The organism is Pseudoxanthomonas sp. 3HH-4, from assembly GCF_006716465.1.
Classification (GTDB): Bacteria; Pseudomonadota; Gammaproteobacteria; order Xanthomonadales; family Xanthomonadaceae; genus Pseudoxanthomonas_A.
This window is the reverse complement of the sequence record NZ_VFPB01000004.1, coordinates 1-17,728: the sequence shown is the minus strand read 5'-3', so window position 1 is coordinate 17,728 and position 17,728 is coordinate 1. Positions and strand designations below refer to the sequence as shown.

At 67.6% G+C, this 17,728-nt stretch carries 17 protein-coding genes; 4 read left to right on the top strand and 13 right to left on the bottom strand.

Features of this window, described 5'->3' with window-relative positions:
* Positions 1-66 precede the first annotated feature (66 nt).
* The 4 genes from lepA to rpoE form a co-directional block, all read right to left on the bottom strand.
* Positions 67-1,860 (bottom strand): translation elongation factor 4, encoded by a 1,794-nt coding sequence (lepA, locus tag FB548_RS12245; protein WP_185742119.1) that lies wholly within the window; start codon positions 1,858-1,860, stop codon positions 67-69.
* 169 nt (positions 1,861-2,029) lie between these two features.
* Positions 2,030-3,529, bottom strand: a complete 1,500-nt coding sequence (locus FB548_RS12240) for a DegQ family serine endoprotease (RefSeq protein ID WP_142125456.1) — start codon at positions 3,527-3,529, stop codon at positions 2,030-2,032.
* A gap of 70 nt (positions 3,530-3,599) precedes the next feature.
* Positions 3,600-4,508, bottom strand: coding sequence for a sigma-E factor negative regulatory protein (locus FB548_RS12235; protein WP_142125076.1), 909 nt, complete (start codon positions 4,506-4,508; stop codon positions 3,600-3,602).
* On the bottom strand, positions 4,505-5,125 hold the full coding sequence (gene rpoE / locus FB548_RS12230) for an RNA polymerase sigma factor RpoE (protein ID WP_142125075.1): 621 nt from the start codon (positions 5,123-5,125) through the stop codon (positions 4,505-4,507). The genes FB548_RS12235 and rpoE overlap by 4 nt, the downstream gene beginning before the upstream one ends.
* Positions 5,126-5,364: 239 nt before the next feature.
* Between rpoE and FB548_RS12225 the strand changes: the two genes are divergently transcribed.
* Positions 5,365-7,428: a 3-hydroxyacyl-CoA dehydrogenase NAD-binding domain-containing protein gene (locus FB548_RS12225; protein WP_142125074.1), complete on the top strand. Its 2,064-nt coding sequence runs from the start codon at positions 5,365-5,367 to the stop codon at positions 7,426-7,428.
* Between the two features lie 20 nt (positions 7,429-7,448).
* Here the strand turns inward: FB548_RS12225 and FB548_RS12220 are convergent, their stop codons facing one another.
* Complete coding sequence (locus FB548_RS12220) at positions 7,449-8,498, bottom strand: L,D-transpeptidase (protein ID WP_255470536.1); 1,050 nt, start codon at positions 8,496-8,498, stop codon at positions 7,449-7,451.
* A gap of 88 nt (positions 8,499-8,586) precedes the next feature.
* Positions 8,587-9,114, bottom strand: a complete 528-nt coding sequence (locus tag FB548_RS12215; RefSeq protein ID WP_142125073.1) for a GNAT family N-acetyltransferase — start codon at positions 9,112-9,114, stop codon at positions 8,587-8,589.
* Between the two features lie 126 nt (positions 9,115-9,240).
* Between FB548_RS12215 and FB548_RS12210 the strand changes: the two genes are divergently transcribed.
* The gene (locus tag FB548_RS12210) at positions 9,241-9,870 is read left to right on the top strand and encodes a hypothetical protein (protein WP_142125072.1); all 630 of its coding nucleotides are present in this window, start codon (positions 9,241-9,243) and stop codon (positions 9,868-9,870) included.
* Positions 9,871-9,876: 6 nt separating this feature from the next.
* On the opposite strand, the gene FB548_RS12205 is transcribed toward FB548_RS12210, so the two are convergent.
* The 5 genes from FB548_RS12205 to FB548_RS12185 form a co-directional block, all read right to left on the bottom strand.
* A complete protein-coding gene (locus tag FB548_RS12205) occupies positions 9,877-10,155 on the bottom strand; it encodes a hypothetical protein (protein WP_142125071.1) in 279 nt (92 codons plus the stop codon).
* A 77-nt stretch (positions 10,156-10,232) separates the two neighbouring features.
* Complete coding sequence (locus tag FB548_RS12200; protein WP_185742098.1) at positions 10,233-11,108, bottom strand: alpha/beta hydrolase-fold protein; 876 nt, start codon at positions 11,106-11,108, stop codon at positions 10,233-10,235.
* 87 nt (positions 11,109-11,195) lie between these two features.
* A complete protein-coding gene (locus tag FB548_RS12195) occupies positions 11,196-12,392 on the bottom strand; it encodes a serine hydrolase domain-containing protein (RefSeq protein ID WP_255470535.1) in 1,197 nt (398 codons plus the stop codon).
* A gap of 167 nt (positions 12,393-12,559) precedes the next feature.
* A complete protein-coding gene (locus tag FB548_RS12190) occupies positions 12,560-13,693 on the bottom strand; it encodes a M23 family metallopeptidase (protein ID WP_142125069.1) in 1,134 nt (377 codons plus the stop codon).
* Between the two features lie 145 nt (positions 13,694-13,838).
* Positions 13,839-14,732: a LysR family transcriptional regulator gene (locus FB548_RS12185; RefSeq protein ID WP_142125068.1), complete on the bottom strand. Its 894-nt coding sequence runs from the start codon at positions 14,730-14,732 to the stop codon at positions 13,839-13,841.
* A gap of 188 nt (positions 14,733-14,920) precedes the next feature.
* On the opposite strand from FB548_RS12185, the gene FB548_RS12180 reads away from it, so the two are divergent.
* Positions 14,921-15,574, top strand: coding sequence for a hydrolase (locus tag FB548_RS12180; protein ID WP_142125067.1), 654 nt, complete (start codon positions 14,921-14,923; stop codon positions 15,572-15,574).
* Between the two features lie 143 nt (positions 15,575-15,717).
* Here the strand turns inward: FB548_RS12180 and FB548_RS12175 are convergent, their stop codons facing one another.
* A complete protein-coding gene (locus tag FB548_RS12175) occupies positions 15,718-16,110 on the bottom strand; it encodes a RidA family protein (protein WP_142125066.1) in 393 nt (130 codons plus the stop codon).
* A gap of 136 nt (positions 16,111-16,246) precedes the next feature.
* Between FB548_RS12175 and FB548_RS12170 the strand changes: the two genes are divergently transcribed.
* Complete coding sequence (locus FB548_RS12170; RefSeq protein ID WP_142125065.1) at positions 16,247-17,170, top strand: LysR family transcriptional regulator; 924 nt, start codon at positions 16,247-16,249, stop codon at positions 17,168-17,170.
* A gap of 10 nt (positions 17,171-17,180) precedes the next feature.
* Here the strand turns inward: FB548_RS12170 and FB548_RS12165 are convergent, their stop codons facing one another.
* Entirely contained in the window at positions 17,181-17,405 is a 225-nt protein-coding gene (locus FB548_RS12165; RefSeq protein ID WP_142125064.1) for a hypothetical protein, read from the bottom strand.
* Positions 17,406-17,728 lie beyond the last annotated feature (323 nt).

Genomic DNA, 17,728 nt, shown 5'->3' with positions numbered 1-17,728 from the left:
CGCGGACTTCGCCGTACCCTCATCCGGCGCTACGCGCCACCTTCTCCCGCGGGGAGAAGGAAAACGCTACTTGCTGTCCACCTGCAGCACGGCGAGGAAGGCTTCCTGCGGAATCTCCACGCGCCCCACCTGCTTCATCCGCTTCTTGCCCTCTTTCTGCTTCTCGAGGAGCTTCTTCTTGCGGGTGATGTCGCCACCATAGCATTTGGCCAGCACGTTCTTGCGCATGGCCTTGACCGTGCTGCGCGCGATGATCTGCGAGCCCACGGCGGCCTGGATGGCCACATCGAACATCTGCCGCGGGATCAGCTCCTTCATCTTCTCGCACAGCTCGCGACCCCGGCGATCCGCATGGCTGCGATGCACGATCAGGCTGAGCGCATCGACCTTGTCGCCGTTGATCAGCGTATCGAGGCGCACGAACGGACCGGGCTGGAAACGCAGGAATGCATAATCCAGCGAGGCATAGCCACGGCTCACTGATTTGAGCTTGTCGAAGAAGTCCAGCACCACTTCGGCCATCGGCAGCTCGTAGCTGATCTGCACCTGGCTGGCCAGGTACTGGATGCCGATCTGCGCGCCCCGCTTTTCTTCGCACAGCTTGATGATGGCGCCGATGTAGGCTTCCGGGGTGAGGATGTTGGCGCGGATGATGGGCTCGCGCACCTCTTCGATCAGGTTGGACTGCGGCAGTTTGGCCGGATTGTCCAGCGAGAGCACCGTGCCATCGGTCCTGAGGACTTCATACACCACCGTCGGCGCAGTGCTGATCAGGTCGAGGTCGTACTCGCGCTCCAGGCGCTCCTGCACGATCTCCATGTGCAGCATGCCGAGGAAGCCGCAACGGAAGCCGAAGCCCATGGCCTCGGAGCTCTCCGGCTCGAAGCGCAGCGCCGCGTCGTTGAGGCGCAGCTTTTCCAGCGCCTCGCGCAGCGCCGGATAGTCCTCGGCGTTGACCGGGAACAAGCCAGCGAACACGCGCGGCTGCATTTCCTGGAAGCCGGGCAGCGGGCCCGGGGCCGGGTCGGACGCGAGGGTGAGGGTGTCGCCGACCGGCGCACCGTGCACGTCCTTGATCGACGCGGTGATCCAGCCCACCTCGCCGGCGCCGAGCTTCTTCAGCTCCTTGCGCTTGGGGGTGAACACGCCGACCTTGTCCACTTCATGGGTGCGGCCGGTGGACATGACCAGGATCTTGCTCTTCGGCCCGATCTCGCCCTGCATCACGCGCACCAGCGAGACCACGCCCAGGTAGTTGTCGAACCACGAGTCGATGATCAGCGCCTGCAGCTTGTCGGTGTCGCGCGGCTTCGGCGGCGGGATGCGCTGGACGATGGCTTCCAGCACCAGGTCGACATTGAGGCCGGTCTTGGCGCTGACCGGCACGGCGTCATCTGCATCGATGCCGATGACGGCCTCGATTTCCCGCTTGGCGCGCTCGATGTCGGCCGTCGGCAGGTCAATCTTGTTGAGCACGGGCACTACTTCCAGGCCCTGCTCCACTGCGGTGTAACAGTTGGCTACCGACTGGGCTTCCACGCCCTGGGCGGCGTCCACCACCAGCAGCGCGCCTTCGCAGGCCGCCAGCGAGCGGCTGACTTCGTAGCTGAAGTCGACATGGCCGGGGGTGTCGATGAAGTTCAGCTGGTAGACCTGCCCGTCCTTGGCCTTGTACGGCAGGGACACGGACTGGGCCTTGATGGTGATCCCGCGCTCGCGCTCGATGGGATTGGAGTCGAGCACCTGCGCTTCCATCTCGCGGGCCTCGAGGCCGCCACAGAGCTGGATGATGCGGTCGGCCAGGGTCGACTTGCCGTGGTCGACGTGCGCGATGATGGAGAAGTTGCGGATATTCCGCATCGAATCAGAAGACATGGGGAGTGCGCGGCGGCCTGTGCGGTCGTCAGGAATAACGGGACATTATCGCACGGACGCTGGCCGGTCTTGCCGATCCGCGTCCCGGCGGCCGGAAACGCCGTCGCCCCGCGGAAGCGGGGCGACGGGGATCACCTGCGCTCACGAGTGTTGTTCAGCCTTTTTCCACGGTTACGGCGATGAAGCGGGTCACCCCGCGATGGCGCACCAGCAGCATCACCGTGTCACCCGCCTTTGCAGCGGCCAGTTCCCGGTCCAGTGCCGCAGGGATGTCGACCTTGGTGCGGCCTACCTGCAGGATCACCATGCCCGGCGCAAGGCCCGCCTCGCGGGCGGCGGCACTGTCCACGCGCGCCACCAGCACGCCGTCGCTGCCCTCGACGCCCAGTTGCTTGCGGCTGTTCGCGTCAAGCGGCTGGGTCTGGATGCCAAGCGCATTGCGTCCGGCCGGAGCTGCCGGCCTGTCGGGCGAGGCCGGGGGGACACTCGTTCCCGCCTCGCCTTCGTCCAGTTCGCTGAGCGTCACGGTCAGGTCACGCGGCTTCCCATCGCGCAGGACACCCAAGGTGACCTTGGTCCCGGGGGCCATCGCGCCGATGATCGGCGGCAGATCGCTCGAATCGTTGATCGCCCGGCCATTGACCGAGCGGATGACGTCGCCAGGACCGATGCCAGCCTTCGCGGCGGGACTGCCGCCCACCACGTCATTGACCAGCGCACCCCGGTTATCGGGAAGCCCGAAGCCCTTCACGGCATCGGAGGTCACCGCGCCCACCTGCACGCCCAGCTGCCCACGACTGACCTTGCCGGTGCTCTTGAGCTGCTCCACCGCGCCCATCGCCAGATCGATCGGGATGGCGAAGCTGATGCCCATGTAGCCGCCGGACACCGAGAAGATCTGCGAGTTGATACCTACCACCTCGCCGCGGGTATTGAGCAGCGGACCGCCGGAATTGCCCTGGTTGATCGCCACGTCGGTCTGGATGAAGGGCACGTAGCGCTGCTCGGCCGACGCGCTGCGCCCCACGGCGCTGACGATGCCGGCGGTGACGGAGTGATCCAGCCCCAGCGGCGAACCGATCGCCACCACCCACTGGCCCGGCTTCAGCGTGGCCGAGTTGCCGATGCGCACGGTCGGCAGGCCCTTGGCCTCGACCTTCAGCAGTGCCACGTCGTATTGCTGGTCGCTGCCGACCACCTTGGCGGTCAGCTCGCGGCGGTCCGGCAGGGTGACCTTCACCTCGTCGGCGCCATCCACCACATGATGATTGGTCAGCACGTAGCCGTCGGCTGAAATGATGAAGCCCGATCCCATCGAGGTGCCGCGCCGCTGTGGCCCCTGCTGGCCTGGGCCCGGCATCGGGAAGCCCGGTGGCAGCATGCGCCGGAAGATTTCGGGTATCTCGGCCTCTTCGGCCTGCGCACTGCGACGCGACCCTACCGTCGCCTCCACGTTCACCACGCCCGGACCGACCTGCTCCACCAACTGGGTGAAGTCGGGAAGGCCAGTCACCAATTGTGGAGCCGCCGACTGTGCGACGACAGGCGCCGTCGCCGTCGTGGGCACAGGCGCCTCCGGCTGCTGTGCGCAGGCGGCGAGAGGGGTGGTGAGCATCAGCACGGCCAACAGGCCGGAACGGGCGTGAGGAGTCATCGAACGCATGCCTCGATCAGGAAAAGATGGGGATTTCAGGCGGGTTCCGGCGTTCTGCCGGAACCCGGGGTTATTCGCGCGGCGCGTCGATCGGCGGTGTCGCCGGCGGCCCGGACTGCAGGCGCGGCTCGAACGGATAGAAGGTCCGGGCAGCCGAATCCGAGCTGTAGCCCGTCGTCAGGCCACCGTTGGCTGATGGATATCCCGACAGCGCAGATCGTGGCCACGGCCGGGGGGATGCGTTGCCTGCATCTTCTGCACGGTGCGCGAAGGGATTGGCGGCGAGTTGCGACGGTGCGGCCGCCACCAGCGTACCGACACTGTCCATCGGCGCGGTGTGCGCGGTGCCCGTCGCGCGGACCGGCGCTTCGGCGCGCGCCACGCGCTGCGCGCTGCGCGCTGCCTGCTGGCTGCGCGTAGCACTGCGGCGGGCGGCATTGTCCTGCCGACGGGGCACGCTGGCCACGGCAGCAACAGCGGCCACCGCGTAGGCCTCGGCGTCCGGCGCGGGCGCCGAAGGTGCCTCCGCCGGAACGGTGGGGGATGTCGTCTGTGTGGATGCCATCTGGGTTCCCTCACCCACCGGCACGTCCTGCGGCGACTGCTGGCGCGCCATGAACAGCGCAACCAGAGCCACGGAGGCGGCAAGCGCGCCCCCACCCCAGCGCGCAAGCAGGTTGCGCGAGCGCGGGCCCTGCATCTGCGATGCGGCGGAGGCGGGAACGGATTCGGCCGCGATCGCCCGCGCCACGCGCTCGGCGAAGCCCGCGGGCGCCGGCGCACGGCCTTCACCGCGCAGCACGTCGCCGCACAACTGCCAGCGTTCCCAGCAGCCAGCCAGGTCCTGGTCGTGCTGCAGTCGCCGCAGCAGGAAGCGCGCTTCATCCGCAGGCAGATGGCCGTCCATCAGGGCGGACAGTTGCTGGCGGTGATGGGTTTCTAGCTTGTCGATGATCGGAGTCTCGTTGCGGGCGGTCATGAGCGGGCACGCTCCCGGGTTGCACTGTCGTTGTCCAGCAAGGGACGCAATTGTTCGTCGATGGCCTCGCGCGCGCGGAAGATCCGGGAACGCACGGTGCCGATCGGGCAGTCCATCTTCTGCGCGATCTCCTCGTAGCTGAGGCCGTCCACCTCGCGCAAGGTGATCGCGGTTCGCAGCTCCTCGGGCAGACCGTCCACGGCCTTCATCACCGTCGCCTCCATCTCCTGGCGCATCAGCTCGCGCTCGGGCGTGTCGGTGTCGCGCAGCCGGGCGCCGATGTCGTACTGCTCAGCGTCGGCGGCATCCACATCCGCCGTCGGGGGGCGGCGATTGTGTGCGACCAGGTGATTCTTGGCAGTGTTCACGGCGATACGGTGCAGCCACGTATAGAACTGGGAATCGCCCCGGAAATTCCCCAGCGCGCGGTAAGCACGCAGGAAGGTCTCCTGGGCCACGTCCTGGCACTCGCTCCAGTCATGGATGTACCGCCCGATCAGCGCCACCACGCGATGCTGGTACTTGCGCACCAACAGGTCGAAGGCCGCGCTGTCGCCGCGTTGCACGCGCCTGACCAGCTCGAGGTCCAGCTCCTGGGTTGGATCTGTTTCGGCCATGCCGGGCCGCACTCCTGTCGGCTCGGCGTTGGCCGTGCCCTGTGACCGCGCTAGCGGAGGAAAGTTCAACGCCTTGTCCAAACCGTTGCCCTATCAAGAATTTAACCGGCGCAGCGGGAACATCCCCCTGCCGCCGGTCACGCCCGTGACGACGTTCTCGTTGATATGTGGATTTGACGGGGATGAAACAACCTCGGGATGATAGCGGCCTTCTCCATACGTGAACGGATGGTCCCTGCATGGCCGCAAACTTCGATGGGCTGCGATTCAGTCACTGGCAGACCGAGCTGCGCGCCGACGGCATCGTCGTGCTGGCCGTCGATCGCCAGGGCGCGAGTGTCAATGCGTTCTCGCAGGACGTGCTGATCGAACTGGCCGACATCATCGAACGGCTGGCCATCGAGCCACCCAAGGGCTTGGTGCTGCGTTCGGCGAAGGCGTCGGGCTTCATCGCCGGTGCGGACCTGAAGGAGTTCCAGGAGTTCGACCGCAAGGGCACCGTCAACGACGCGATCCGCCGTGGCCAGGCGGTGTTCCAGAAGCTGGCCGAACTGCCCTGCCCCACGGTGTCGGCGATCCACGGCTTCTGCATGGGGGGCGGCACCGAGATCTCGTTGGCCTGCGATTACCGCGTGGCCAGCAGTGATCCCTCCACCCGCATCGGCTTGCCCGAAGTGAAGCTTGGCATCTTCCCCGGCTGGGGTGGCAGTGCGCGCCTGCCGCGACTGGTGGGATCGCCGAAGGCGATGGACATGATGCTGACCGGCCGCACGCTGTCGGCCAGTTCGGCGAAGGCAATGGGCCTGGTCGACAAGATCGCCGAACCGGCCGTGTTGATCGATGCCGCCGTCGCGCTCATCGGCTCTCGCCCGCAGCGCGCGTTCAAGCAACGCTTCACCGGCTGGATCAGCAACAGCTGGGCGGCACGACAGATCCTGGCGCCGCAGATGACCAAGCAGGTCGCGCGCAAAGCGCCGAAGGCGCACTACCCCGCGCCGTACGCCCTCATCAACGTGTGGAAGACTGCCGGCGGCAAGAGCATCCAGACGCGCCTGGACGCCGAGCGCAAGGCGGTGGTGAAGCTCGCGGGCACGCCGACGGCGCGCAACCTGATCCGCATCTTCTTCCTCACCGAGCGCCTCAAGGGTCTCGGCGGGAAAGACCATGGCATCGCGAACGTGCACGTCGTCGGCGCCGGCGTGATGGGCGGCGATATCGCGGCGTGGTCGGCCTACAAGGGCTTCAACGTCACCCTGCAGGACCGCGAGCAGCGCTTCATCGACGGCGCGCTGGCGTGTGCACAGGAACTGTTCGCGAAGAAGGTGAAGGACGAGAGCAAGCGTCCCGCCGTGGCTGCGCGCCTGAAGGGCGACCTGGCCGGCGACGGCGTGCCGCAGGCCGACCTGGTGATCGAAGCGATCATCGAGAACCCCGAGGCCAAGCGCGATCTCTACCAGACCGTCGAGCCGCGCCTGAAGGCCGACACGCTGCTGACCACCAACACCTCGTCGATCCCGCTGACCGAACTGCGCGAGCACATCCAGCGCCCGGCGCAGTTCGCCGGCCTGCACTACTTCAACCCGGTGGCGCTGATGCCGCTGGTGGAGATCGTGCAGCACGACGCGCTCGACGACGCCAACGTCAAGCGCCTGGCTGCGTTCTGCAAGGCGCTGGACAAGTTCCCGGTGCCTGTCGCCGGCACGCCGGGCTTCCTGGTCAACCGCGTGCTGTTCCCGTACATGCTGGAAGCCGCGACCGCCTACGCTGAAGGCATTCCCGGCCCGGTGATCGACAAGGCGGCGGTGAAATTCGGCATGCCGATGGGTCCGATCGAACTGATCGACACCGTAGGCCTGGACGTGGCCCAGGGCGTGGGTGCGGAACTGTCGCCGTTCCTCGGCCTGACGTTGCCAGCGGCGCTGGCGACGGTCGAACCCGGCAAGCGCGGCAAGAAGGACGGCCAGGGCCTGTACACGTGGGAGAACGGCAAACCCGTGAAGCCGCAGGTCCCGCAGGACTACAAGACACCCGATGATCTCGAGGACCGCCTGATCCTGCCGCTGCTCAACGAAGCCGTGGCCTGTCTGCATGACGGCGTGGTGGCCGATGCGGACCTGCTCGATGCAGGCGTGATCTTCGGCACCGGCTTCGCCCCGTTCCGCGGCGGCCCGATCGAACACGTCAAGGCGGTCGGCCCCGACGTGCTGCTGGAAAAGCTCAAGGCGCTGCAGGCCCGCCACGGTGACCGCTTCGCGCCGCGCCCCGGTTGGGACAACCCGGCATTGCGGCAGCCCACGGCCTAGCGCCCGACAGGTCGCAGCAATTACAGCGTGTGGGGCGGGTCGGCGTTGACCACCTGCACGCGGGCACCCGTCGTCTGCGGCACCAGGCCGGCGTCGGTCGCCACCAGTACCGTCCCGGGTACCAGCAGCGGGTAGACGTTCGCGGCGAACGCAGCGGGGATCACGACGTTGTCGATGGCGTCGCGGTCCAGTACGCGGCCGGCGTCGTCTTCATGGCCGGGGATCGCGATGGCCATCCATTGCGGCGCGCGGCCTTGGGGAAACTGCGCGAACGTGCCCTGCATGTAACCACTGCCCATCACGTAGGCATGCGTGCCAAGCACCAGGCCCGGCCTGCGCAGCTGCACGCGCGTACGACCGATCTCCACCCCGTTGCGCAACACGACCAGACGCTGGTCGCTGCGGCTCAGCACCAGCGATACAGGCCCCTGCGGCGCAGCGTCCGGCGTCCATCGGAAAGGTTCGTCTGCGGCCAACGGCACAGGCGCGGCATCCGCCCCCGAGGCCGCGACCGGCGACAGCAGCAGCGGATGCACCATGTCCGAGTGCGACACCCCGTCCTTGGCGATCACCACCGTCATCCCCATCGTGGTGGCTCCGAACAGGCGACGCGCGAACTCCGACGGCAGATGCACGCACCCGTGCGATTCGGGGAATCCAGGCAAGCCGCCGGCGTGCAGCGCCACGCCGTCCCACGTCAACCGTTCCTGGTATGGCATCGGCGCATTGTTGTACTTGCTGGAATGGTGGTCCTTGTCCTTCTGCAGGATGGTGAACACACCCGTCGGGGTCTCGTGCCCAGGCTTGCCCGTGCTGACGGTGCTCACCGCCTCCAGCACGCCATTGCGATACACATAGGCACGCTGCTCGGTCAGGCTGACCAGCATCACCATCGGTCCCATGGCCTTGTCGTCGCCGCCCCAGATCCACTCGCCGGGCGCGAGCGCCGACGGCATCGTGTCCGCCGATCGACTTTCCTTCGCGCCCCAGAACGGCACCGCCTGTGCCGCCGCCGCAAGCCCGAACGCCGCGGCCATGCCTGCCAGCCGCTTCCAGCCCGTTCCACGCATCACCGTGCTCCATCGCATGCCCGGCGGAAGCCTAACGCAGTCCGTCGCCCGGCAAGGTGACCGGGCGCGCGGATGAAGGCTCCCGGCGTCAGCCCGCCGGCAGCACCTGCGTCATCACCCAGTCTTCCTTGGGATCATCGCCCACGTGGAAGAGGGAGCGGCCAACGATCTCGAAGCCATGCTTGCGCCAGAACCGGATGGCCTGTGGGGCCTCCTGCCAGACCGTCAGCCACACCGAGCGCGACCCGCGCAGCCGTGCCGCCGCCAGCAGGTGCGACACCAGCACGGCGGCGATGCCCTGCCCGTGGAAGGCTTCGTCCAGGTAGATGCGCGCCAGTTCCACCGTCGGCCGCAGTCCCACTTCGGCTGGCGGCACCGTGCCCCAGCGCAGTTGCGCGAAGCCGGCCCACACGCCGTCCTGTTCGACGATCAGCGTGAGCGTGTCGGGATCGCGGATTTCCTGGGCCTGCCGCTCGGCCGTATAGGCCTGCGCGACGAAGGCCGAGACGTTTTCCGGTGTACTGCAATGGCCATTCGCGGCGAGGAAGGTACGCCGCATCATCGCGGCCAGTTCAGCGGCTTCGGACAGCCGTGCGGGGCGGATTTCGGTTTTCATGCAATGCGCATGTTACGTGCTTCCATGCCTTGCAGAACGCAGGTGCCCTGCGAATGAGGTCAGTGTGAGTCGTCCGCCCCCCTGATCGCCTACCATGGCGCCCCCCCCACGCAATGGAAGTACCGCATGCCCCGCTGGCTGATCCTGTGCCTGCTGTTCGTCCCGTTCTTCAGCGCCCACGCAGCCGACGACGAAACTGCCGTGCGCGCCGCGTTCGCGGCGTACAAGTCCGCCGTGCTCGCCCGGCAGGGCGAACGCGCCGCCGATCAGGTCACCACCGGCACGCTGCGCGAGTACGCGCGCTATCGCGAACTGGCGTTGACGGCGCAGCGCACCACGCTGGAATCACTACGGATGACCGAGCGCCTGCAGGTGCTGATCATCCGCGCACGCGTCCCGGCCCGTGACCTGCGTGCGATGGACGGGCGCACGGTGTTCACGCATGCCGTGGACCGCGGCTGGATCGGACGCGAAGGCGTCGAGCGCAGCGAACTGGGCACCTTGCAGGTGGACGGCGACCGCGCGGCGGCACGGCTGAAGATCGGCACCGTCGAGATGCCCTTCGATTTCGAATTCGAACGCGAGCAGGGCCGCTGGCGCTTCAACCTGATCCCGCTCGTCACGATGAGCGAGGACGTGTTCACGCAGCTGGCGCGGCAGAACGGCGTCAGCGAGAACGAGATGGTGATGACGCTGGTGCGCGGACTGTCCGAGGCGCCCGTGGACGACAGCCTCTGGGACCCGCCGGCTCAGTGAGCGCCGCTACCGCCGCACGAACACCTCGGGCGGCGCGCGCACCGGACTGCGGTGCGTGGGCAGGTCGCCCATCAGGCCCAGTTGCGCGGAGAAGTCCGCCAGCCGCGCCCACACGTAGGGTTGCAGATCGTCGGGGGCGGCGTCGTAGACCTGGCGCCACAGCTGGTCCATGAACACGCGCGGGTCCTCGCGCAACGCATCGCGTTCGATGCGTTCCCCGGCGACGGCCAGTGCGGCCCGGATGGTGGCCAACGTATCCATGCCCGCAGCGTAAGGGGCGCGCATGCCGGTTGTGTGACATGGCGGCGGTATTTCCGACGATCGGCAGCGTTCTGTGAACGCGATTACGGTCGGGTGGACGCTCAGCGGGTGGGTGCCGGCGGATCGTTCCCCTCGCGGAACAGCCACAGCATCGCGCGCCGGTAGGTTTCCCCGATGCTGGCCGCGTGCGTGCCGTCGGCGATCTCGAAGAAGCCGATCCGCCACGGCGCATCCGCGCGGGACGTCCACCCATCGACCCACTCCCTCGCCACCCGCCGGCGTTCGACCGTGTCGCGCGTGCCGCTGGCCACCGCCACGCGCAGGTCGTCGCGCGCATGCGGCAGCGCCCCGGAGAACAGCGCGTCACGCGCCGGACCGGGCGCCGGATTGCTGGCGATGCGGCCCCAGAACAGGTCCGGCGCCTCCCGTGCCGACCACAGCACGAAGTAGCCCGCGCGCGACTGCCCCACCAGGACGCGTCGCGCCGGATCGGTGGCATAACGACGCTCCACTTCGGGCACCACTTGCCCGCGCAGGAAGGCCAGGAACCCGGGCGCCCCGCCCTGCTCCGGCGTGGCGTCCGCACCCGGCGCAGTGAAGTCGATGTGGCGCTTGTTGATGGCCGGGTCGAAGCCGCCATAGGCGATGCCCACCAGGATGGCCTCCGGCAGCTTCTCGTCGTAATGCAGGAACAGATGCGTGGGCGCCAGCAGCGGGAACAGGCTGTCGCCATCCAGCAGGTACACCACCGGATAACGTGTCGACGCCGACGCGTCGTAGCCTTCGGGATAGCGCACGTAGACGTGGTGCACGCGCCCGGATCCACGGTCGGTCAACGGGAAGTAATCCCCCTTCAGCGCAGGCAGATACTCCAGCGGTACGCGCGGGACGCTGCCGTCTTCCGTACTCGGCGAAGGCGGTGCCGCCTGGGCCGTCGGCATCGCGGTCACCAGCAGCCACGCCAGGATGGCCATCATGCAGCGAATCATGCCGTTCCCTCCCATGCCCGCGCGCACTGCGGGCCTGGCCGCATTCTCGCAGGATCGGCGGGCGGCCGACCCGGACTATTTCGCGGCGGACTTCAGTGCCTGCGCATGCTCCCAGACATCCTTGAACAGCTCCGCGTAGACCTTGCCGTCGCGTTCTGCCAGCGAGGTATTGGTGAACAGCACCACGGCCACGTCACCCGCCGGCGTGGCGAGCATCTCGGTCCGCACGCCGGGGTCGGAACCGCCGTGGCCGACGAAGCGGCCATCGTACTTGGTGGCCCAGAACAGGCCGGAGTTCTTCTCCGCCAGTACGATGTTGTCCGGCTTGTTCGCCGCGGTGTACTGCAGCCTCATCATCTCCGCGGCCGAGGCAGGCTGCAGGATGCGCGCGCCCTCGTACTGGCCGCCGCCAAGCAGCGCGATGAAGAACCGGGACAGTTCCGCCACCGACGTCCGCACGCCACCATCGGGATAGGTGGTCAGGCCGTAGGGCGGGAGGGGAATGCTGAAGCCGTCCTGCGCCACGTACAGCGTGGCATGCGCATCGGCCGGCACCTCCGACAGCAACCAGCCGCTGCGGGCCATCCGCAATGGCGCAAAGATGGTGCGGCGCGTGTAGGTGTTCAGCGGTTCGCCAACCGCACGCTCCACGATGTAGCCCGCCAGTGCCGCCCCGATGTTGGAGTACTCGCGGTGCGTGCCCGGCGCGTGCGGCACGAAGTTTTCCGGCGCATAGTCCTTGCCGCCCGCCGCCAGATAGCCCGGCAGGAAATCACCCAGCGTTTCCGGCGCGTCACCGCCCCAGTGGTACTGGCGCTCGTATACCGCCCACCGATCCGTGATGCCCGAGGTGTGCGTGGCCAACTGGCGCAGCGTGATGCGCGCCTCCGGGAACGCGGGATGCACCACCTTGAAAGGCAGATAGCGGTTGATGTCCTCGTCCAGCGACAGGCTGCCCTCCTGCACCGCCTGCATCATCGCCACGCCGGTGAAGGTCTTGCTGATCGAGCCGATCGCCATCACCGTGTCGGGCGTGAACGGCACGCCGCGCTGCTTGTCGGCGAAGCCGTAGCCCTTCGACCACGCCAACTTCCGGTCGATGATCACCGCCACGCCCACACCCACCAGGCCGGACTCGGCCATGCGTACCTGGAGGCGGGCATCGATGCCCTCGCCCGCCGCGCCCGCGGGCGCATCCACGGCCCCCGCCCAGCCCGATACCAGCATCGCGACCAGCATCGCGGCCACCCGCCATGACGTCCTGAAACGCATCTGTCCTCTCATGCCGGTACCGGCGTGTCGTGATGGCCATGCCAGGCGAAGGAGGAGACCCGCGCCTGTCCAGCCTGGAAGGATGCACGCAGACCGCGCTGCAGGCCAACAGGATGCGACGAAGCCGCGATGGGACCGACGAATCACCCCGCCCCCCTGCGCAAGCCCTACTCCGGCCAGCGCACCACGCTCATGCCCGCGGGCATGGAGGCCCGGACCTCCTGCTGCGCGCTGGCGGGCGTCCACATGCCGCGGCCGATCCGCGAGACGTCGTCGAACGAGCCCAGCAGGCGGTAGCGCGCAAACGTGTACGCGATGCCTTCGCTGGCCAGTTCATCCGGGCCGTCGGTGAGGGCGAAGTGGAGTTGCGGATTGGAGGCGCTGCCACTGAACCCGACCTGCGCGATCCTGTCGCCCGCCCTGACGCGCATGCCCGGCACGACCGTCGCACTGCCGGGGCGCAGGTGGCCGTAGTGCGCGTAGTAGCCGTTGTCGAGCTGCAGGACCACGTGATTGCCTTCGGTGCCGGTGATGTCTTCCGAAAGCCGCGTACGCTCCGGTGACCGGTCGTGCACGCGGCTCACCACGCCATCGGCTACGGCGTACACAGGCTGTCCATGGCTGTAGGTGCGTGCGGCAAGATCGTTGCCCTCCGGCGCCTTGCGCCCGGATGCATCCAGCTTCACCCAGTCGGCCGCATGGCGACCGGGGGTACGCAGGGCACCGTTGAAGGCATAGCCCACGCGGCGATGCCCGCGCGCCCAGCGGGGATCATGGATGGCGACCCACGGACCGCCGTCGAGCGGCGGCGCCAGCACCGGGGTCTTGCCGTCGATCACCGGTGTCGAACCGCCTTCGATCGTGTCGATGTCCGCACCGGCATCCGCATGCGCATCCGCGAAACCGACACGATGGCGCAATGCGGCGGGCAACACGCCCTTCAATGGCAGTTCGATGAACACTACGCCGCGCCTCCCCGACGGGATCGCATCGAACGTCTCGGCCTTCCACTGCACGCCCGAACGGTCCAGTCGTTGCTCCAGCGTCGCGCCTTCGTAGGCGACCAGCACGCGCCCATCGGCCGCATCCAGCACGTCAACGCGCACGGGCCGCAGATCGCGGCGGGCATGGTTGTCCAGGTGCAGTTCGTAGACCAGTTCCTGGCCTCCCTGCATCGCGCGCGCCATGGGCGCGACGGGTACGCGCAGGGCGAAGGACTCCCTGGATTGCGCTGACCACGCGAGGGGCGCACTGCAGGCCAGCATCGCGATCACGGACCAACAGCCAAGGTGGAACCGCATGCGTGATTCTCCGGGATGAACATGGTGGGCGGATGCCGCAACGGCTTCGATGCTCCACACCCGCGCAGGCCGCCGCACTGTGCCATGGAACGGTGCCACCCGGCCCGCTGCCTGCCCTCGATGTGATCGCCACTACCGCGGCGGTTCAGCCGCCGACATCCGCCAGGTGCGGCGCCTGTTCGAAACATTCGATCAGCAACTCGGTGAGCGCCCGCACCTTGAGTGAAGGATGCTGGCCGGGCGGCCGGATGACATAGATGCCGGCCGGCGGCGGCGGATAGCGGGTCATGACCGGCACCAGCGCGCCGGAGGCCACGTAGTCGCGGGTGAGGCCATCGGGGAGCCACGCGATGCCGAGCCCGGCGACGGCGGCGGCGATCAGCGCGGTGCCGTTGTCGGCCTTGAAGCGCCCGCGCGGATGCACGGTGATGATCCCGTCGCCGTCCATGAACTGCCACGCTTCGGTTCCCTGCATCAGCGCTTCATGCGCGGCGAGGTCACCCGGCACCTCGGGGACGCCATGCGCGTCGAGATAATCCGGGCTCGCGACGAGCTTCCCATACAGCGGCCCCACGCAGCGCGCGACCAGCGTGGAATCCTGAAGATAGCCCACACGGATCGCGCAATCGAACCCCTCCGCGACCAGGTCGACGAAGCGATCGCTGTAGGCGGTATGCACGTGCAGCTGCGGGTGGCGCCGCGCCATTTCCGCGAGCACGGAAGCGAAGTGGGTCGGCCCGAAGGACAGCGGCGCCGCTATGCGCAGGCGGCCACGCAGGTCACCGCTGGGCAGGATGGTTTCCCGGGCCGCGTCGATCTCGGCGCAGGCCCGGGCGGCGTGCTCGCGGAACGTGGCGCCGGCCTCGGTGAGCGCGGCGCCGCGCGTGGTGCGTGCGAGCAGTTGCACGCCCAGTTCCGCCTCGATCCGGCCCAGCCGCCGGCTGACGACGGACTTGGCAACGCCGAGCCGGCGCGCAGCGGGGGAAACGCCGCCGGCATCGGCCACTTCCACGAATGTCCGCAGGTCTTCGATATCCAACGTGGTCTCCCGGATGCGCGCCATAGCCTGCCACAGCCCTCGCGAATCCCGTGTTCCCGATTCCGCGACACAGCTTGGCACGAACGGGCGCTACCGCCCCGCGCAGGAGGATGACAAGGTTTGCGCCGGGACGATGCAGCCACCGCTGCGTCCATCTCTGCACCTTCCCCTCACCACAGGATGTATCCATGACTTTTCGTAACGGCCTCGCGTCGCTGCTTCGTCCGGAAGACTCGGTCCTCGTTCTGATCGACCACCAGCCGTACCAGCTCGCCAACCTCAACAGCCACGACCCGCACATGGTGGTCAACAATGCGACCGCGCTGGCGAAATCCGCCAAGGCGTTCGGTGTGCCCACCATCCTGACCAGCGTCATCGCCGAACGCGGCGGCCTCATCTTTCCGCAGATCACCGACGTGTTTCCGGGCCAGGAAGTGATCGACCGGACGTTCATCAACACCTGGGAAGACCGCAAGGTGGTGGACGCGGTCAAGGCGACGGGCCGCAAGCAGCTGGTCATCGCCGGCCTGTGGACCGAGATCTGCGTCGCCATGCCGGTGATCCAGGCATTGGGCGAAGGCTGGGACGTGACCGTCGTCACCGATGCATCCGGCGCGGTGTCGGTCGAGGCGCACCAGGTGGCCATCCAGCGCATGATCGCGGCGGGCGCGAACATGATGACCTGGCTGGCAGTCGCGGCCGAATGGCAGCGCGACTGGGCCCGGACCGACCACGCCGCCGAACTGACGGAGGTGCTCAAGCAGCATGCTGCAGGCAGCGGGATCGCGTACTTGTGGGAGCAGCAACTGCTCAACACGCCGGTGCCGCGCAGCGCGGGCTGATCCGCGCGGGATGACGCGGAACCGGATCGTCGCAACGGGAAAATCCCGCGACACATTCGCTGGATCCCGGTGAAGCGACACACCGCATCCAGTCGGGTACGGTCTGAGCACCTGGCCGTGCCCGGCCTTCACCACGCGGATGTTCAGCGCGGAATGCGCGCGATGACCTTGATCTCGAAGTCGAAGCCCGCGAGCCAGGTAACGCCGATCGCGGTCCAGGCCGGATAGGGCGCTTGCGGAAAGATCTCGTCCTTCATGGCCAAGACCGTGTCGAACTGGCGTGCGGGATCGGTGTGGAAGGTGGTGACGTCGACGATGTCGTCGAATCCGCATCCGGCTGCGCGCAGGGTCGCTTCCAGATTGGCGAACGCCAGGCGGACCTGGGCCTCGAAATCCGGCTCGGGCGAACCGTCGTCGCGGCTGCCGACCTGACCGGACACGAACAGCAGGTCATCCGACTTGATCGCGGCGGAATAGCGGTGGGCTGCGTAAAGCGCATGCCGACCTGCGGGGAAAACAGCATCACGGGGACTCACGGGGTATCTCCTTGGGGCCGGGGATTCCGGCGCGCGGGAGCCACTCTAGGCAGTCGCACCCGTGCGATAAACACGCCGACCCGGGGAGCACTGTTTGTAGAATCCAAACAATCCCGTTGGGCCCTCTGGAGACCACATGGACCGTATCGACGCGATGCAGGCCTTCATCCGCGTGGTGGAAACCGGCAGCTTCACCAAGGCCGCCGACACGCTGCAGACCAGCAGGACGCGCGTGACCCAACTCGTGCAGCAATTGGAAACCCACCTGCGCGTGAAGCTGCTCCACCGCACCACGCGCAGGGTCAACGCCACCGCCGACGGGACCGCCTACTACGAGCGCGTCGTGCGCCTGCTGGCCGACCTGGACGATGCCGAGACCAGTCTGTCGGCAGCCTCCGCCTCGCCGCGCGGCCGCCTGCGCGTGGACGTGCCCGCGCCCTTGGCCACCCTGGTCGTGGTGCCAGCCCTGCCCACCTTCCACGCGCGGTATCCGGACATCCAGCTGGACCTGGGCGCCAGCGACCGCAAGGTGGACCTGATCGACGAGAACGTGGACTGCGTGGTGCGTGGCGGTGAACTCACCGAGCCGTCACTGCGCGCGCGCCACGTCGCCGACCTGGCGCTGGGGGTGTACGCCGCGCCGGACTATCTGGCGCGTGCGGGTGAGCCGCTGCATCCGCAGGCACTGGAAGACAGCAACCACCGCATCATCGGCTATCGCGGTTCGCGCACCGGCACGCCACTGGCGTATGCGATGCGGCGCGGCGACGAGCAGTTGCGTGTGCACGGCCGGCATGTGCTGTCGGTGGACGATGGCAATGCCTACCTGGCTGCGGGCTTAGCCGGCCTGGGCGTGTTGTGGCTACCGCAGTACATGGCGCGCGCACCGCTGGCGCGCGGCGAACTGGTGCCGCTGTTCGAGGACTGGCACCTCGACCCGATGCCGTTGTACGTGGCCTTCCCGCCAAGCCGCCATGTCAGCCGCAAGCTGCGCGTGTTCATCGACTGGATTGTGGAGCTGATGGCGCAGCATGCACCGGCCATCCTGCCTCCGCGTTGAGCGGGCGTGCTCACTTCGCCTGCTTGAGCGTGAGCACATGGCTTGCCATCACGCCGAACCCGAAGCCGCAATCCGAGCCGGAGCCGAGCTGCTTGATCTCCACCTCATCACCGACGAACGCGAAGGCCAACGCGCACCCCGGGAGTTCGTAGGGCTGGTAGATACCCAGATGGTGCTCCAGGGGGAACTGCCCGGATGCCACGCCGATGTTGTACGACGGTTCCCCCCGGTTCAATTCGAGGCTGAAGCTGACCGTGCTTCCGCGCTTCTCCGTCTACAGCCACGCACCCGCTTCACCGGGGCCGCGCCATTCCCATTCCTTGCGCTCCGTCGTTTCCGTTGCGATAGCGGTTGAACACATGAGGAGAAGCAGCAAGGCAACTGGGGGCTTCATCCGGGGCCTGTCGTTTGTCGTTGGTGGGACTGCGGAGTGTCGATGATTCATCCGGATTCTTGTCGCCATCGACGTCCCCCCGCTTTCAGTAGCGGTTGGATCTAGAGTCCGGGATTGATGATATCGGCTTTGGCAGCAAGCTGTTTTGCGTACGCTGACGGCGT

What these genes read in the sequence shown, in the direction of transcription:
- lepA (WP_185742119.1), bottom strand. Translation starts at nt 1,860, where the DNA reads ATGCGGAATATCCGCAACTTCTCCATCATCGCGCACGTCGACCACGGC.
- FB548_RS12240 (WP_142125456.1), bottom strand. Translation starts at nt 3,529, where the DNA reads ATGACTCCTCACGCCCGTTCCGGCCTGTTGGCCGTGCTGATGCTCACC.
- FB548_RS12235 (WP_142125076.1), bottom strand. Translation starts at nt 4,508, where the DNA reads ATGACCGCCCGCAACGAGACTCCGATCATCGACAAGCTAGAAACCCAT.
- rpoE (WP_142125075.1), bottom strand. Translation starts at nt 5,125, where the DNA reads ATGGCCGAAACAGATCCAACCCAGGAGCTGGACCTCGAGCTGGTCAGG.
- FB548_RS12225 (WP_142125074.1), top strand. Translation starts at nt 5,365, where the DNA reads ATGGCCGCAAACTTCGATGGGCTGCGATTCAGTCACTGGCAGACCGAG.
- FB548_RS12220 (WP_255470536.1), bottom strand. Translation starts at nt 8,498, where the DNA reads ATGCGTGGAACGGGCTGGAAGCGGCTGGCAGGCATGGCCGCGGCGTTC.
- FB548_RS12215 (WP_142125073.1), bottom strand. Translation starts at nt 9,114, where the DNA reads ATGAAAACCGAAATCCGCCCCGCACGGCTGTCCGAAGCCGCTGAACTG.
- FB548_RS12210 (WP_142125072.1), top strand. Translation starts at nt 9,241, where the DNA reads ATGCCCCGCTGGCTGATCCTGTGCCTGCTGTTCGTCCCGTTCTTCAGC.
- FB548_RS12205 (WP_142125071.1), bottom strand. Translation starts at nt 10,155, where the DNA reads ATGCGCGCCCCTTACGCTGCGGGCATGGATACGTTGGCCACCATCCGG.
- FB548_RS12200 (WP_185742098.1), bottom strand. Translation starts at nt 11,108, where the DNA reads ATGATGGCCATCCTGGCGTGGCTGCTGGTGACCGCGATGCCGACGGCC.
- FB548_RS12195 (WP_255470535.1), bottom strand. Translation starts at nt 12,392, where the DNA reads ATGCGTTTCAGGACGTCATGGCGGGTGGCCGCGATGCTGGTCGCGATG.
- FB548_RS12190 (WP_142125069.1), bottom strand. Translation starts at nt 13,693, where the DNA reads ATGCGGTTCCACCTTGGCTGTTGGTCCGTGATCGCGATGCTGGCCTGC.
- FB548_RS12180 (WP_142125067.1), top strand. Translation starts at nt 14,921, where the DNA reads ATGACTTTTCGTAACGGCCTCGCGTCGCTGCTTCGTCCGGAAGACTCG.
- FB548_RS12170 (WP_142125065.1), top strand. Translation starts at nt 16,247, where the DNA reads ATGGACCGTATCGACGCGATGCAGGCCTTCATCCGCGTGGTGGAAACC.